This window comes from Chryseobacterium indologenes, assembly GCF_018362995.1.
In the GTDB taxonomy this organism is placed as follows: Bacteria; Bacteroidota; Bacteroidia; order Flavobacteriales; family Weeksellaceae; genus Chryseobacterium; species Chryseobacterium indologenes_G.
On record NZ_CP074372.1, the window covers coordinates 2,427,232 to 2,443,768 of the forward strand.

Sequence of the window (16,537 nt, forward strand, 5' to 3'; positions counted from 1 at the left end):
ATATGTCTGATCTGGTTCGTTTTAAATTTTATGAAACTGCCCTTGAAGCTAACAGGGACAAACAGATATTGGCTGAAAACGATATCAACAGCTTCATTGCAAATGAACAGCTTATCCAGTCGGATTGGCTTCTGTCGCAGGCTGTAGGCGGGATACAGCTTCAGGTTTTTGAAGAAGATCTTGAGAAAGCCAAAGAGGTATTGCAGGATTATAAAGACAATGAACAATATTCGCTGGAAGTAGAACACACCATTGAAAATCCTGAGTTTGATTTTGTCTGCCCGAAATGTGGTTCCAATCATATCTACCAGGATGAAAGGCTTGGTGGAATATTCGGGATCAGTGTACTGTTTTTGGGATTACCCGTAAAAATTCCGGCCAACCTATATCACTGTTATTACTGTGGTAATGAATTTAAGCGTTAAAATGACTCCCTGATCCTACTATAAGTATCAAATCAGGTTTAAAATATTCAAAGAATTATGAAAATCATCTGCATAGGAAGAAACTATAGCGAACACGCAAAAGAATTAGGAAATGAAATTCCTGAGAATCCTGTTATTTTTATGAAACCGGATACAGCAGTTCTAAAGGGAAATGACTTCTACATCCCTGAATTCTCAAATGATATTCACTACGAGCTTGAAGTGGTATTAAAAATTTCCAAGGGAGGAAAATATATTCAGAAAGAAACGGCTAATAAGCATTATGAAGAAATAGGCCTGGGAATAGATTTCACAGCGAGAGATCTTCAGAGTGAGCTAAAATCAAAAGGGCTTCCATGGGAGCTTGCTAAAGGTTTTGACGGTTCTGCCGTAGTAAGCAGTTTCTTCAAAAAGGAGAACTTCAGCCTTGAGAGCCTTCAGTTTTCATTGTTGAAGAACAAGGAGAAGGTACAGGATGGCAATACAAAAGATATGATGTTCAATTTTGATGAAATTATTGCCTTCGCTTCTCAGTATTTTACATTAAGAGTAGGTGACCTTATTTTCACAGGAACTCCAAAAGGAGTTGGAAAGGTAGAAGAAAATGATATTCTGGAGGCTTATCTCGAAGAGGAAAAAATCCTTGATATCCGAATATTATAAGTATTTAACATCAGAGTTTGGCAAATTTTCACTATCTTTAGGTAACAAAATTAGAGGTTATGATAAATATTGTAGTACCCGTAGATTTTGGGGACAAGACAGACCAATTGGTAGACGGTGCCATAAAATTTGCAAAACAGCTTAACGGCAGAATTTACCTTATCCATGTAGCGCCATCAGATATTGGCTTTGCCATTGGTGATATGGGATTTCAATATTTTCCGGAAGTGGAAGCCAATGAAATCAGAGAAGAGCTGGTACAGCTTAATAAAATTGAGCAGAGAATTATCGCTCATGATATCGATTGTGAGCACCTTTTAAAACAAGGACTTGCCAAAGATATCATTCTGGAACATGCAAAAGCAAAAAATGCAGATTATATTGTGATGGGATCACATGGCAGAAGCGGAATCTATGATGTATTCGTGGGAAGCTTAACCAAAGGAATTACTAAAAGTTCAAGTATTCCTGTTCTGGTACTTCCAATTCACGACTAAGAAAAAGAAAATTTTAATCGTTAGTAATAAAAAAACCGATCAGAACATATTGTCTGATCGGTTTTTTACTATATAACCAATTAATTAACCTTCTTTTTTGTAGATATTCGGATCGTAGTAAGGATGCTTACCTTCCGTTGGAGAATAATAGTCTTTGTCTTTGTCTCCACCTAATGTTACTACAAGAACATAGCACCAATAAGTAAATAATACACAGCAAACTGCAAATAGAATCCAATTTAGAACATTACCGAAATTATCAAAGAACCCGAAACTCCATTTGAAAACTTTACTTAAGAATAGAAAGAAAGACGTCATTATTTTCCTTTTTTAAATTAACTTTGTACAAATTTATAAAAAATGTTTAAATTACTTTCAAAAGAAAGCAATATTTTTTCAATTCCTGTTTATATTGGTTTTCTTCTTTTAGTAGTCGTAATATTTAACATACTGAATTTCAATACTTACGAAGCCATTGTTGCCGGAATAACTTTTCTGGGAATTGCTTTGGGATATTTTTGTTTTCACAGTATTGCCCTTAATTATCAGACGCATCTTCCATTATTTTTATATACTTTTTTCATTTTCGGGCTGTATCCCGGAAATCTGGATATAGGAATTGCAGTTTCACTGCTTACAAACTCCTTTCTTATCCTTCTTCTGACCAGTGCAGATGAAGATATCAGAAAGAAATCATATGTATTGGTAGGGTCTATTGTGGCATTGAATTTTATTTTCCTTCCTACCACATGGCCGATGGCTGTTTTTGTGATCATCCACGTGATTGCAACCTCTGCCAAAATCACCTTGAACCTTTTCAGATTCCTGCTGGGAATTGTTCTGATTACCTTCAGTTATTTCTCTGTGATGTATTTTGTTCAGTTCACTTCCTGGAATATAGATTATTTCCCATTTGGAAAGATGAAGCCAGTAACGGATTATACGGAGCTTCTGCCACTGATTCCTGTGGTTCTGATGCTTATTTATGCGGTATATGACCATTTTAAAAATTATAACAAGAAAAGCCCGATAAGCAGGTATAAATATACTTTCCTGCTGGTCTTTTCGATGGCGCAGCTTGTTTCCATCGTCCTGTATATGAATAAGAGCTATGAATATCTGCTGCTTCTGGCATTTCCTTCAAGTATTATTCTGAGCAGAATGATGAGATTTTTACCTAAATACTGGATGCGTGAAGCCAGTGTATGGCTTATTATTATTAGTTTACTGACCTTTAAAGCAGGTACAGTTTTTGATTTATTTTAGAAAATTATGATTCAGATAGACGATAAATTGATTTCTGAGGAAATTTTTTCCGAAGAATTTGTTTGCAACCTTACGAAATGTAAAGGTGCATGTTGTGTGGAAGGAGATGTAGGGGCTCCGTTGGATAAAAACGAGCTTGAGATATTGGACAGTATTTTTGATAAAATAAAACCTTACCTTACTCAGGAAGGCATCAAAGCCCTTGAAGAGCAGGGAACATGGACTACTGATCCGCACGACGGAATGTATGTTACTCCTATGGTGGAGAACCGCGAATGTGCATATGTAACGTTTGACGAAAAGGGAATTACCAAATGTGGTATTGAAAAAGCCTATGAGGATGGTGCTGTAGACTGGCAGAAACCTATTTCCTGCCACCTGTACCCTATTCGTGTTACGGAATATTCTGCATTCACAGCTTTGAATTATCATGAATGGAATGTATGCAGCGATGCATGCACGCTTGGAAAAGAACTTCAGGTTCCTGTCTATAAGTTTTTAAAGACTCCATTGATCAGAAAATATGGTGAAGAATTCTACAATGTTCTGAGTGGAGCTGCTGACGAGTGGAAAAAAGAATATGGTTCTTAACCTATAAGGATTTGAATTAAATAACAAAAACCGCAGATTTCTCTGCGGTTTTCTTATTGTAAGTAAAAAGTAGGACTAGTTAGCAGCTCCTGCTTTTACAGTAGTTACTTCTGTTTTTTTAGTTTCCTCTTTTTTAGCCTTTTCCCAACCGTCTTCCGGCATCAAAGTGGCTACAATTCTACCTTTTGTAAGGTATTTTTTAGCAACATCCTGAAGATCCTTTACGGTAAGCGCTTTTACTTTTTCCTGATAGTTCAGGATGTCATATTTATCACTTCCGTCTAGTTGGTTTTTAGCAATAGCATTCATCCAGAACATATTGTCTTTCAGTTCTGTTTTATTGTCATTGTATTCTCCTTCTTTGTATTTATCCAGATCTTTCTGCTCCGGGCCATTATCAATCAGTTTCTGAAGCTCAGCAATAGCACTTTTCGTAAGTTTCTCAGTATTCTCAGGGCCACAAGGGAAGCTGATGCTGAAATTGTAGGAATTGTAAGGAACTTTATTCAATCCTCCTCTAGCTCCTCCACCGTAGATGCCGCTTTCATCTTCTCTCAGTTTTTCGATCACTTTGATGGTTGCCACTTCTCCAAGGGCTGATAAAGCCAATGCTTCTTTTTCGTTATAAGGAGCTTCTCCTGCATAAGAAATGGTTACCATACTCTTCGGATCTTTTCCTTTTTTATAGACCTTGGTATAATCTCCGGTCATCTGTCTGTATCCTGTATCTTTGAACATGCCGGCCTTTCCTGATGAAGGAAGACTTGCAATATACTGCAGCACCTGATCTTTAAATTTCGCTTCATCTATATTTCCTACAAAATAGAAATGGAAGTTTCCGGCATTGGAAAATTTCTCTTTATAGATGTCATATGCTTTTTTATAATCCGTATTCTCCCAATCTTTCTCCATTGGGAACAGACCGATAAATCTAGGGTTCTTCTGATTCATGAATTTAGCATGTTCGCTTGCAAAATAAGTCTGTGGATTAGACAACAGGTTATTCAGCATGGCAGACTGCTTTTCTTTGTAAGCATTGAAGGAAGCCGGATTGTAATTTAAATTTGTAAAATAGGCATACATAAGCTCCATGGCTGTTCCTAAATCTTTTTGGGTTGTTCTTCCTGAAACCCCTTCGAAAAGAGAAGTTATCATAGGATTTACATTCACCTGCTTACCGGCAAGATAATTGGTAAGATCTGCTTTAGAGAATCCTCCTACACCCGCTTCTGATAGTGCAGAAAATGCAAACTGTGTTTTATTGTAATCTGCATCCGGAATAAGAGAACTTCCTCCTAAGCTTCTCGCCGTGAATACAATTTCATCATCTTTAAAATCAGTTTTCTTGAAAGTCACTTTAGCACCGTTGCTTAATGTCCAGGTTGTTGTTCCCAGCTTGGCGTCAGTTTCTGTTTTAGCAATTTTTCCTTCAGATTTGAAAGGTTTTACCAAATTTTTGATGGTGGCCTTTTCTTCATAAGGTTTCAGATCAGCCATTTTTACAGCATCAAATGTATTCACAACCATTGCTTCTGTAGGCATGGTGATATTATCTTTTTTAGGACCTGTAATTACAATCACCCTGCTGTCATCTTTCACCATTTTCTTGATGATTTCGTTGGTCTGTGCAAGGGTAACCGATGGTAAGAAAGACTTGGTATCTTCATATTCCCACGCAATTCCAGGTATTGGCTCCTGTTCCAGAAAATTTCTTACATACTCACCAACCAGCATATCACTTTCTGTCTTATCTCTGTTGTTATAAGATCTTTCAAGGTTGGATAATACCTGAGATTTTGCTCTGTCAAGTTCAGATTGGGTAAATCCGAATCTTTTTGCTCTTTCAACCTCTTCCAGTAAAACTTTCAGTGCATTCAGCTGGTTTCCTTCTTTCACCATGGCAAATCCCTGGAAAGCTTCTTTGCTTCTTGCATAAGTTCCCCCGTGGTATACTGATCCGAAAGTAAAAGGCGGATTTGTAGAGTTGATCAATTCTCTCAACCTGTTGTTAAGCATCGTTGTTGAAAGGTTTTCAACAAGACTCTGATTGTACTGCTCTACCGTTACATCCGGTTTATAAGCATCAGCATCTTTCATGATAAACTGTACCATAGAATTGGTAGCATCAGGATCTGTTTCAATAGCTACCAGAGTTTCTTTATGGTTCGGAAGGTCGAAAGATTTTCTTTCTCTGGGTTTTGAAGGTTTTTTATATTTGCTGAAGTTATCTTTGATCTTCTTTTCAATTTCATCTACATTGATGTCTCCTACAACAATGATCGCCATAAGATCAGGTCTGTACCAGTCCTGGTGGAATTTTCTGATTACATCAGGTTTGAAGTTTTCCAATACTTCTTTTTTACCAATCGGAAGTCGGTCTGCATATTGAGATTTATATAAAAGTTTCGGGAGATATTTATCCATCATTCTTTTATCAGCTCCAAGACCCAGTCTTAGCTCCTCCAACACCACTCCTCTTTCTTTATTGATCTGCTCATCGGAAAGGGTTGCATTGAATGCCCAGTCTTCCATTACTTTCAGTCCGGCATCCAGATTCCCCGGTTTATCCAATGGAACGGGAAGCATATAAACCGTTTCATCAAAGCTGGTGTAAGCATTAAGATGTTGTCCGAATTTCACTCCGATAGACTGTAAAAAGTCTACTAATTTATTGTCTGGAAAGTTTTTGGTTCCGTTGAAGTTCATGTGCTCCATAAAGTGAGCCAATCCTCTTTGATTTTCATCTTCAAGAATTGATCCGGCATTGATGGCCAGACGGAAATCTACTTTTTTCTCCGGTAAAGTATTTTTTTTGATATAGTACTTCATTCCGTTGGAAAGGGTACCAATTCGTACAGAAGGATCCACTGGAATATTCTGTCCAAAGGCATTTGCTGACATCAAAAAGATGACCGCAAATGAAGATAAGACTTTTTTCATGGTATTTGATTTTATTTACGGCTTAAAACTAACAATTATTCACAATGTGAAGAAATTACAGAATTCATTTTATAGTTAAATTTGAGTTAAACTTATCCATATACCAAAAAAACCGGGAAATACCCGGTTTAAATATCTTAAAAAGCGATTTTTTATTTAAAATCAGCATCCGTAACTCCGGAGTTGATTACAACTTTGTTCGTTTTAATTGTCATTTTCTGACCTCCACCTTCAGCATCCAGTTCAGCAGGGAACTGTATTCCATCTACGGCCATATAACTTTTAATGGTTGCATTTCCTTCTCCTGCATCCGTCTTATATAAAAGTCCGGTTCCTGCATCGAAATAAAACTTTCCTTTATCTGAAGATAATACATTATAGTCTTTTCCGTTTAATTTCTCTGTAGATACAGTCTGGAAGTTTGAAGCATCAAAAGCCAGAGCATCAATAGGTTTCCCTTTTTTCAAGTCAGCAATCTTATCAGCAGGAATATCAGTTTTAGTTCCCATCTGATCAAAGTATCCTTTCTCACCGTCAAACAGCTGAATCATTTCCTTCCCCATAAAAGATTGTACGGATTTGAATTTATTTCCTAATTTCTTAGTTGTCATCTGAATTTCCATTCCCTGTACAGCTACTGTGTTGTCAGTAATGGTAGATTTTATAGCTTCCAGTTTATCTTTTCCTCCTAATGCTTTGAAATAATTGTCAATAACTTCTTTAGGGGTTAGTTTAGATTTTACAGCTTCTGTTTTAGTTACTACGGCTGCTTTTTTCTGAGCTGCTGCCGGTACTGAGAAAAGTACAGCACAGAAAAACGATATGATGATCTTTTTCATATTATATAATAAGTTTAAAGGGTAAATATAGGAATATTGGCGGACATACGGATAAATAATGAATGATGAATGATAAGTGATGAATGATAAGTGATTAATATTTACATCATAAAAAAAACCGCCAAAAATGACGGTTTTCAAATATTTATATCAGATATAATTATTTCTTAAGTTCTTCTAAAAATTCGTCGTGAGAAATTTTAGTTTCTTTTTTGCTCGCTTTTTCAAGAATTACATCTTTCAATTTAGCCATAGCTACTTCAGAAGAAATTTGTCTTACCTGCTCCTGATCTTTCAACATTTCAACAGCATATTTTTGGATTTCTTCATCTCCTAAGTGGTGGATTCCGTAGATTGCCAATTGATTTTTAACTAACTGCTCAGCCTGAGCCAATACGTCAGCATAGTCAAGGTTGATTTCGTTTTCAGTCATCAATTTACCTTCGATGATCTGATATTTCAATTGGTTTTTCTCAGCTTCAAGAATTTCTTTAGCCTGATCTTCAGACTGGATATTCTGATTAGAGAATAATAACCACTTCACAAGGAATGATTCAGGAAGTTTTACTTCTTCTTTATCAGTTACCTGCTCTAATACTTTATTCACAAAGTGAACATCAGCATTTTGCTGGAAGTACTCATCCAATTCAGTTTTCACTTTATCTTTAAGCTCTTCTTCAGTCTTGATGTTTCCTTCTCCGTATACTTTGTCGAATAGATCCTGGTTAAGTTCAGCTAAGTTTAATGTATAGAAGTCTTTTACTTTTACTTCTACTTCATTGTGGTGTAGGTGCTCTACTTCTTCTTTGCTGAATCCTAATTCTTTAGCTAATTCTTCATCACCTGCAAGAGTTTCTTTCGTTACTTTTACAGATCCATCCATTTTCAAACCTTTTACCAATTTGAAAGCTTCTTTGTTTTCAGCTGTAATGGTAAGATTTTTTGGGTGGTGGTGGTGCTCTCCTTCAGCATCTTCTTCCACAACCTGAGAAACTTCTAAAGCAATGTAAGAATCCTTAGTGATTTTATCTTGAGGAACCTGCTCAGCGAAACGCTTCTGCATGTTTTCAATACTCTTGCTGATTTCTTTGTCAGAAGCTTCTACTTTGTAGTGAGGCGCTTCATATTTAGCTAAATCTATAGTGAATTCAGGCTCATATCCTACTTCGAAAGCAACTTCTAATTGATCAGCATTGTAATCTAATTCGTTTACTGGCTGAGGAACAGGCTGACCAACTAATCTTAATTTGTTTTCATTAACATAGTTGTTTAAAGCATCAGAAACTTGTCTGTTGATTTCTTCAAATGCAATACCTGCTTCATATTGTTTTTTAACCATACTCAAAGGCACTTTCCCTTTTCTGAATCCAGGAACTTGCGCATTTTTAGCATAATTAATCAACTGCTTCTCTACTTTTTCTTTGTAGTCAGATTTTTCCAATGTTACTGTAAGCAATGCACTTACGTCATCATGGTTTTGTGCGGTAACCTTCATTATTGATTAAAATTTTAGGTTGCAAAAATATGAATTTTTTATGAAAATCACCCATTTAAAATCAACTTATAACGCCAAATATTGTTAAATAAAAAACCACCGGAGGATTCCGGTGGTCCAAACAAGATTAAAGGTATATTAATTAATAATATTATAGTTGGCCTGTGCGTCTGTTTCTCCTCCTGTATGAGTTCCGTAAATCACCCCATTTCCACTCACAGCAGAAGCTTCAGAAACGGTTACCGGCTCATGGAATAAGGTAAGAACCAGCTGACTAGGGGCAGATGCATTTTTTACAGCAGTATTTACCACCCATTTTGTTTTCAACCCAACACGGCTTCCATCTTTTCTCGTAGAATTGGCATCATCTGTACGTGTTAAAGTAATATCAGAGTTTGGAAAGTTATACACTAAGAAATGTTCATCTTTTGCATCTTTAATTTCCTGAGTAGCATCTTCGTCTCCATTTTTGAAAATAACTTCTACGTTATAGGTATGTCCGTTTACTAGTTTAACATTCGGGTTTGTTGTACTGTTCACCTGATAATCATAAACTACAGCAGTTCCTGTAGCCTGATCCGTTACTCTTAAAAGAACATCTGAAAGTTCTTCCTGAGGAAGGTCATCCGCTTCATCATCACTTCTGTTACATGAAGTTAAGCTTAAAGAAACAGCTAAGAATAAAAGTCCTAATATAAGTGTTGTATTTTTAAAAATATTTTTCATTTTTTTGATTTTAAGTAATTAAAATTGATATTTAAGAGTTAAAATAAAGTTTCTTCCCATCTCGTTGGAAAAGAAACGAAGTCTGTTCAGATAATCTCTGTAAGACGTATCGAATACATTTCGAACTGAAAAATCAATTCCGAAATTTTTAGACAGATTTACCCCTGTCTGAATGTTCCAAAGGGAATATCCGCTTGGAGGTGTAGAAATATCCACTTCTTCATTGTAAGCATTTCCGTCAGAATCAAATAATCGGATTGGAACATTATAAACCGGAAATCTCGTTTGTTTTAAATAAGTATTATTACTTACTGTAAAATAAAAGCCTTTCCACTCTTTTTTATTGAATTCCAATGAATTATTAAAATTCGGAGGCATCATGAGAATAAGTGGCACATCGTGAGTTGTATCCTGACCATAAACGTAGGAACCACTTCCCTTGTAGGTCAGATTATCTGTGATTTTAAGCTGAGCATCAATATCTAATCCATACATTTTAGCATTGATCTGCTGATAATTATAGACTACGAAAGCTCCTCCCCACTGTGTATTCTGATATCCCGTAGGAATTTGATTGATGAAATTTTGAGTATAAAAGAAGTAAGGGTTTACAGAAATATTCAATCCTTTTAAAACATTTGCTTTAATGTCCGCTACTAAATTAAACTGATTTCCTGTTTCACTTTTCATTCTCATATCTCCTCTTTCAATAATGGCTGCAGAATGGTGAAGTCCATCTGCAAAAAGTTCAGCAACATTCGGAGACCTCGAAACTCTGGCATAATTGAATTTCAAGTCAAAATATTCTGACGGATGATAGACAATTCCTCCGTTTACTGAAATATTATTATAACTTAAAGATGGTTTTGTAAGAATTCTGTTTTGGTTTATTCTCACTACAAAATCAGAATAATCAGCAGCATATTGTTTATTCCAGTCACTCAGATCATACCATTTTGTTACGTCATAATGATCATAATCATACCTGCCTCCCAATTCAAGATCCAATTGAGGTGCAATTTTATATTTTAATACTGAATAAATTCCAGCATAATATCTGTCATAGTTTGGGACAAGACGTCTTGCCTCCGTCTGGGTATTGGAATAGTTGTTCTGATATCCTGCATTAATCCCTGTTTCAAGATTCCAGTTTCCTCTTTCTATCAGGTGGTTTACATTCAATTCATTAGTTATCAATTCCAAATCCAAAGCTGGTTTTTTACTCAGTTCTTCCGTACGTCTGATATCATATTCTTTTCTATGATTGTACTGGAAACTGTAAGTAGCCGTTATTTTTCCGAAATTTTCAAATCTTTTATATGCAGATACTTTAGCAATATGATGCTCAATTTCCTGTTTAGGATTGTCAATATCATAGCTAAAATCTCTCTTATAGATGGGTTCCGGTGATGTAAGAGCATTACGCAAATCTTCAGAATTTCCTACATGAGAGCTTCTAAGGATTCCCACTGTGCTTTTTGTCAGATAATAATCAAATGAAAAACCTTTTTCAAATGTCATTTTCTGTACCCCAAAGTTAAATCCCGAACTCTCAAGACCGGTATTCATCAAACCATAATCAGGAGCTTCAAGGTCTCCAAGTTTTTTATAGCTTCCATTGGTTTTTATGGCCCAGCCGTTTTCCCAGGTTTTCGCAAGTTTTACATTAAGATCAGCTCCTCTCCCGTTAGAAATTCCGGAAAGAGAAACATTTCCCATGATAGTATCTTTTTTAGGTAAGACTTGAGGCTGTAAAACAACAACCCCGCCTACAGCTCCACCTCCATATTTCAAGGCAGATGCCCCTTTTATGACATCAATATGTTCAAAATTATTGACATCTACATTGGGTGCATGCTCCACTCCCCATTCCTGTTCGGCCAATTTTACTCCATCATTCAGAATAGAAACTCGACTTCCATAAAGTCCATGGATAATAGGTTTTGCAATATTATTTCCTGTCTTAAGAACATTAACACCGGAAATATTTGTTAAAAGATTTCCAAGGTTTTCGGTAATATTTCTTGAAATCATTGACTTATCAATAGTTTTCACAACCATACTTCCGTTGTTCTTATGGCTTCCATGAATCGTTACCGTTTCAATATCCTTGACATGGTGTTCCAGCGTAATAACCAGCTGAACATCCTGATCAACTCCTATATTTTCAGTATAATCATCACAATCAGGATGCTGAGCAATGAGTGTATACTTCCCTGCAGGGATCTTGTCAAAAGAAAATTTACCTTTCTTATTGGTTTTAGCTGTGAAGTTTCCGATTTTAATTACAGCATTTTCCAATAAGCTTTTATCGTGAAAATCCTGAACGGTTCCTTCTACAGTATAGGTTTTTTGTGCACTTATAAATACTGATCCGCAAAAGATCAGCAGCAGGCAATATATCAATTTCATTGTAATAGATTGATTGCGTACCCTTTTTTGATAGGTACAATTGTCGTTAAAATTTGTGGGAAGGGTTGGGTTTGATTGTAAAATGTACGTTGTACGATGTAAAAAGTATAATGTCTAATGAAAAATTAGAAATCAGAAGCTGTAACTAAATATCAATTACAAGCTATCTGTTGTTATCTAACAACTTTAAATCTTAAACATTAAACTTTAAACTTTAAACTTTAAGTATCAAACTTTAAACCCTATAGAATCTATGAATTAGGAAAGTGCGGGCGGCCCCCGAAGCTGAAAAGTGAATTTGGTCTGAGACCAGATTTTCTCCTGGATGGCGATGATTTGTTTTACCTCATGGCTGTAATGCTCAAAAGTAAAACTGAATTCTTCAGGAGCTAATGTATGTCCGGTCACCAAAAAGTGGCAGGCCAGACAGTCGCCAGCTTTCTCTTTAGTAACTGCTTTCGTCACCGTGTTCTCAACTTTTTTAAGATTAAAAGCCTTAAAATAGTCTACTGAATCATGATGGTGAAAGCTTTGAGAAAGCAGCGCGAGGAAGTACACTCCAAACAATAGCTTGGAGATAAAACTCTTTAGGTTTCTGCTTTCTTTAAAAATCATGGTTCAAAATTATGAAAATAATTTAATTGTTTCCTTAAACTTTTATTAAATTACTTGTAACTATGGATAATATGTAGAAATGAGCGCGATTTTGTTACAAAAAAAATGCTTCATAATTTTTAGTTTATGAAGCATTTCTATTTTATTTAATCAAGCTGTGTACCAAGACATTCCCACTCCTGTAGAGCTGTATCCAGGTCTTCCTTGGTTTTATTGTACTTTTCCAGGGTTTCATCTGAAGGGTTTTCTTTGGCAAAAGAAGCTTCCATTTCCTCTATTTTTGTTTCAAGTTCGGAAATTCTCTCTTCTACTTTCTTGATTTTATTCTGAATATTTTTCTGTTCTTTACTAACGATATTTGAAGATTGACTGCTTGCAGCTGGTTTTTCTTCCACTTTCTTAGGTTCTACCTTTACTTCCTGATGAAGTTTGGCTTTTTCTGCAGAAATTTCTCTGATTGTTTCCTTTTGTCTGTATTCAAGGTATTCATTGATATCTCCAAGGAATTCTTTCATTTTCCCGTCACGGAACTCATAAATCTTATCACAAAGTCCCTGAAGGAATTCCCTGTCGTGCGAGATGACAATTAAGGTACCTTCAAAATTCTGCAGTGCCAGCTTGATAATTTCCTTAGATTGAATATCAAGGTGGTTGGTAGGTTCGTCCATGATCAACGTGTTGAAAGGACGAAGTAACAGTTTACAAAGTGCCAGACGGTTTCTCTCTCCTCCGGAAAGCACTTTGGTTTTCTTGGTAACCGCATCTCCCTGAAAAAGGAAAGATCCTAATAAATCTCTTACTCTAGGTCTTGTCTCTTCCGTTGCAGCATCTTCTGCTTCTTCAAGAACCGTTTTATTAGGGGTTAAAACCTCTTCCTGATTCTGTGCAAAGTATCCGATATTAACGTTATGCCCAAGATTCCATGTTCCTGAATAATCTTTAATATCTCCCGCCAAAATTTTAGCCAAAGTTGTTTTCCCTTGTCCGTTTTGCCCTAAAAGAGCAATTCTGTCTCCTCTCTGAACGATAAAGTCTACATCATCAAAGATCTGTTTTTGTCCGTAAGCTTTTCCCAGGTGTTCTGCTTCAAAGATGATCTTTCCGGGAACCATAGACTGTACGAAACGGATATTGAATTTTGAAACGTCTTCGTTATCAACTTCAATACGTTCTATTTTATCAAGTTTCTTAATAAGTGACTGCGCAAAAGATGCTTTTGTAGCACTTGCACGGAACTTATTAATGTTATCTTCCATCTGCTTGATCTCCGCATCCTGATTCTTTTTAGCCTGAATCAGTTTTTCACGGCGATCTTCTCTCATGACAAGATATTTGGAATAATTGGCTTTATAATCGTCAACTTTTTTGTTGTTGATATCAAAAGTACGGTTACAAACCGCTGTCATAAACTGTTTATCGTGACTTACCAGAACAATGGCTCCAGGATAGTCTTTCAAAAAGTTTTCAAGCCAGATGATAGATTCCATATCCAGGTGGTTGGTAGGCTCATCGAGAAGCATGATATCATTCTTCTGAAGAAGTAATTTTGCCAATTCGATTCTCATTCTCCACCCTCCGGAAAATTCATCGGTGATTTTTTGAAAATCATCTGCTTTAAATCCTAAACCAAATAACACTTTTTCCATGTCACCTTCAAGATTGTAGGCATCGTGGTTCATTAAAAGGTCATTCAGTTCGGTCATTTTATTAATCAGATCCGTGTAGGAATCACTTTCATAATCTGTTCTTACCGTCATCTGGTGATTCACTTCTTCAAGCTCATCTTTCCATGCGTTGATCTGCTCAAAAGCCTGCATGGTTTCAGCCCAAACCGTTCTTCCTTTTACAAAATCAAGATCCTGCTTCAGGAAACCTATAGTAACACTTCCTTCAGTCACAACTTCTCCTTCGTAGAAATTAATTTCTCCGGACAGCATTTTCAATAAAGTGGATTTTCCTGCTCCGTTTTTACCAACGAGACCAACTTTATCATCCTTTTTAATGGTGAAATTGACATTTTGAAATAAATAATTTCCTGAATGGTGTAATCCTAAACTTTGAACCGAAAGCATCTTAATTAATAATTAGTAATGAATAATGAATTTTCGGGTGCAAAAATACGGAAAAAGAAATGAATAGCCCAGAAATAAAAAAAGCAGCCCAAAACGGACCACTTTTCCCTTAAATGTACTTGATTTACATACTATTTATCCAGGTGTAAGCGGCGGCGTTTTCTGCCCTGCTTCTACCATTGCAATCATTTCTTTAAGACTTTGTGCAGCCTCTTTATAAGTTACCTGTCTGATCCCATGGTGAGATCCTATCTCATGCTGCAGCTCGTTTAAAGTTGTAGCCTGAGCCATTGTTATTTTTTTACTGCCGTTTTTGATACTGATTTCAGCCTCACACGTATCTAAAAGTTTATTTGCTTTTTTAAGCCATTCTGAAACTTTCATAATTATTTTGTTTTTAGTGATTTGAGTTTATTTTCGATTTTTTTATTGAACATTCACAAATGAACAATTCAAAATAACGAGAATTAAAATCCAAAAACTACAGTATAACCTACCAAATTTCAAATTCAGTACTTATACTCATTTGAGCCCGATATCTTATAATTAAAAGGGAACACCTAACATGATGTCCCCTAACCTAAATTTAAAACTGGGAAGTTGTTGGTATTAATTCTTAATTTCATTCAATGTAATAGCTGCCGGTGTTCTTAAAATGGAACGATCCCATATATCATTATTGGGAACACTGGTTCCGTACAGAAAATCTGCCACAAAACTGTCTTCCGGCAGATGGAGCTCAGCGGAAAGCCTTGTTTGACCGGTTTGGTCAACAGAAGTGCTGCTGGAAACATTTAATCCGTTATTGATCAATTCAATATTAATTTCCCGCTGGGATCTTTTCAGAAAACTGTTGCTATAAAGTCCGAAATTTGCTGAAATATGGGTATAGTCTGCAAATTTCCCGAAATCATAGATTGGCTTTTTACCTGCAGAAAGATCCTTTACATATTCTTTTATTTTGATGTAAAACCGACTGAGAAAAGGATGCTTATTATAATCTGTTCCAAAATACGCATCGTTTTCTGTACTGAAAATGGATACTTGAGCATTGGTTTCTTCCAGCATCAGCTTCCCATATACTTTTGAAAGGTCATTGTATACTTTATCCCGGCACACATATGCCTGTGAAAGACCATTGGTGATCTCAATTTCATATCCGGAAAGCAGTGCATTCCAGATTTTATTTCCTTCAGCATTGGTTTTTTCATTTCTGATATCCGAAACATAACGATGCAGATCATCAATGTGAATGAAGTTTGTAGAAATATAAACAGACTGCGGCCCTTCAAGATATCCTCCCCCAACATCAGCATGATCACCCGGCACAAAGATTTCTTTCCAAACGGAAGACGTATTTTCCAGTTTCCGATCCTCCATTATTTTTGAGTTCTCAAAAAATCCGGTAAGCGGAAAAAAGAAACGACTTTCATTGACTGCGCAAATATGTAAAGCATTCTCTACCTGGCTAGGAATATTCAGATTATAAGTATTAAAAGGTTTGGATTCTACCGTATCAAAAGCTCCTAAAAATTTTATTCTGCAATTTTCCAAAGAATAATGAGTTAAAAGCTGATTGCAAAAAGTTCTTGCGAGCATTCCTCCTCTTCCGAATCCATAGATATAAAAGTGGTATTCTTTTGTCTGATCATGAATAATCTGCTGTACAAAATCTCCCGCTTTCTGAAGTTTATCATCGGAAGAATATCCGTTACCATAGGGTGGATTTGCACATGTTGCCATAGCAAAATTATTATCCTCACTGCCCGTTACAGTGCCAATTCCTTCGATATATATTTTTTCATCTCCAATAAATAAACTGTATAATTTATAGATATTGGTGAACGTACCATAATAACTCTCATTGTTGTTCAGCGGTTTATCCGGTGAAAGAATATTTACTCCATTATTTCCTGTACCGTCAAAGAAAATCCCGACGGAAATCACTCTACTGCCATTCATGTTTTTACTTTAATTTTTTTATTACAGATCCTGT

General features: G+C 36.0%; 15 protein-coding genes. 5 read left to right on the plus strand and 10 right to left on the minus strand.

All coding sequences use genetic code 11. The features are described from left to right. Positions 1-2 precede the first annotated feature (2 nt). The 3 genes from DYR29_RS10950 to DYR29_RS10960 are packed head-to-tail and all read left to right on the plus strand — an operon-like array spanning position 3 to position 1,585. Positions 3-425: a putative signal transducing protein gene (locus DYR29_RS10950; RefSeq protein ID WP_249413669.1), complete on the plus strand. Its 423-nt coding sequence runs from the start codon at positions 3-5 to the stop codon at positions 423-425. Between the two features lie 57 nt (positions 426-482). Next, a complete protein-coding gene (locus DYR29_RS10955) occupies positions 483-1,088 on the plus strand; it encodes a fumarylacetoacetate hydrolase family protein (protein WP_213280494.1) in 606 nt (201 codons plus the stop codon). 59 nt (positions 1,089-1,147) lie between these two features. Then, entirely contained in the window at positions 1,148-1,585 is a 438-nt protein-coding gene (locus DYR29_RS10960; protein WP_142717734.1) for a universal stress protein, read from the plus strand. Between the two features lie 84 nt (positions 1,586-1,669). On the opposite strand, the gene DYR29_RS10965 is transcribed toward DYR29_RS10960, so the two are convergent. Further along, the gene (locus tag DYR29_RS10965) at positions 1,670-1,903 is read right to left on the minus strand and encodes a DUF6341 family protein (RefSeq protein WP_047378891.1); all 234 of its coding nucleotides are present in this window, start codon (positions 1,901-1,903) and stop codon (positions 1,670-1,672) included. 42 nt (positions 1,904-1,945) lie between these two features. On the opposite strand from DYR29_RS10965, the gene DYR29_RS10970 reads away from it, so the two are divergent. Next, a complete protein-coding gene (locus DYR29_RS10970) occupies positions 1,946-2,851 on the plus strand; it encodes a DUF6427 family protein (RefSeq protein WP_213280495.1) in 906 nt (301 codons plus the stop codon). 6 nt (positions 2,852-2,857) lie between these two features. Further along, positions 2,858-3,442, plus strand: coding sequence for a DUF3109 family protein (locus DYR29_RS10975; protein WP_047378893.1), 585 nt, complete (start codon positions 2,858-2,860; stop codon positions 3,440-3,442). A 75-nt stretch (positions 3,443-3,517) separates the two neighbouring features. Here the strand turns inward: DYR29_RS10975 and DYR29_RS10980 are convergent, their stop codons facing one another. From DYR29_RS10980 to DYR29_RS11020, 9 genes are all read right to left on the minus strand, one after another. Beyond that, on the minus strand, positions 3,518-6,382 hold the full coding sequence (locus DYR29_RS10980) for a M16 family metallopeptidase (RefSeq protein ID WP_213280496.1): 2,865 nt from the start codon (positions 6,380-6,382) through the stop codon (positions 3,518-3,520). Positions 6,383-6,534: 152 nt separating this feature from the next. Then, positions 6,535-7,221 (minus strand): hypothetical protein, encoded by a 687-nt coding sequence (locus DYR29_RS10985; RefSeq protein WP_213280497.1) that lies wholly within the window; start codon positions 7,219-7,221, stop codon positions 6,535-6,537. A gap of 160 nt (positions 7,222-7,381) precedes the next feature. Next, positions 7,382-8,716: a trigger factor gene (locus tag DYR29_RS10990; RefSeq protein WP_213280498.1), complete on the minus strand. Its 1,335-nt coding sequence runs from the start codon at positions 8,714-8,716 to the stop codon at positions 7,382-7,384. 138 nt (positions 8,717-8,854) lie between these two features. Beyond that, on the minus strand, positions 8,855-9,442 hold the full coding sequence (locus tag DYR29_RS10995; RefSeq protein WP_213280499.1) for a hypothetical protein: 588 nt from the start codon (positions 9,440-9,442) through the stop codon (positions 8,855-8,857). A gap of 18 nt (positions 9,443-9,460) precedes the next feature. Then, complete coding sequence (locus DYR29_RS11000) at positions 9,461-11,854, minus strand: TonB-dependent receptor (RefSeq protein ID WP_213280500.1); 2,394 nt, start codon at positions 11,852-11,854, stop codon at positions 9,461-9,463. A gap of 258 nt (positions 11,855-12,112) precedes the next feature. Further along, positions 12,113-12,469 (minus strand): hypothetical protein, encoded by a 357-nt coding sequence (locus tag DYR29_RS11005; RefSeq protein WP_167498839.1) that lies wholly within the window; start codon positions 12,467-12,469, stop codon positions 12,113-12,115. 146 nt (positions 12,470-12,615) lie between these two features. Further along, positions 12,616-14,541 carry an ABC-F family ATP-binding cassette domain-containing protein gene (locus tag DYR29_RS11010; RefSeq protein ID WP_213280501.1) on the minus strand — a complete coding sequence of 642 codons (1,926 nt, stop codon included), beginning with the start codon at positions 14,539-14,541 and terminating at the stop codon, positions 12,616-12,618. Positions 14,542-14,676: 135 nt separating this feature from the next. Then, on the minus strand, positions 14,677-14,925 hold the full coding sequence (locus DYR29_RS11015; protein ID WP_213280502.1) for a hypothetical protein: 249 nt from the start codon (positions 14,923-14,925) through the stop codon (positions 14,677-14,679). Between the two features lie 225 nt (positions 14,926-15,150). Beyond that, complete coding sequence (locus tag DYR29_RS11020; RefSeq protein ID WP_213280503.1) at positions 15,151-16,503, minus strand: T6SS phospholipase effector Tle1-like catalytic domain-containing protein; 1,353 nt, start codon at positions 16,501-16,503, stop codon at positions 15,151-15,153. Positions 16,504-16,537: the final 34 nt, after the last annotated feature.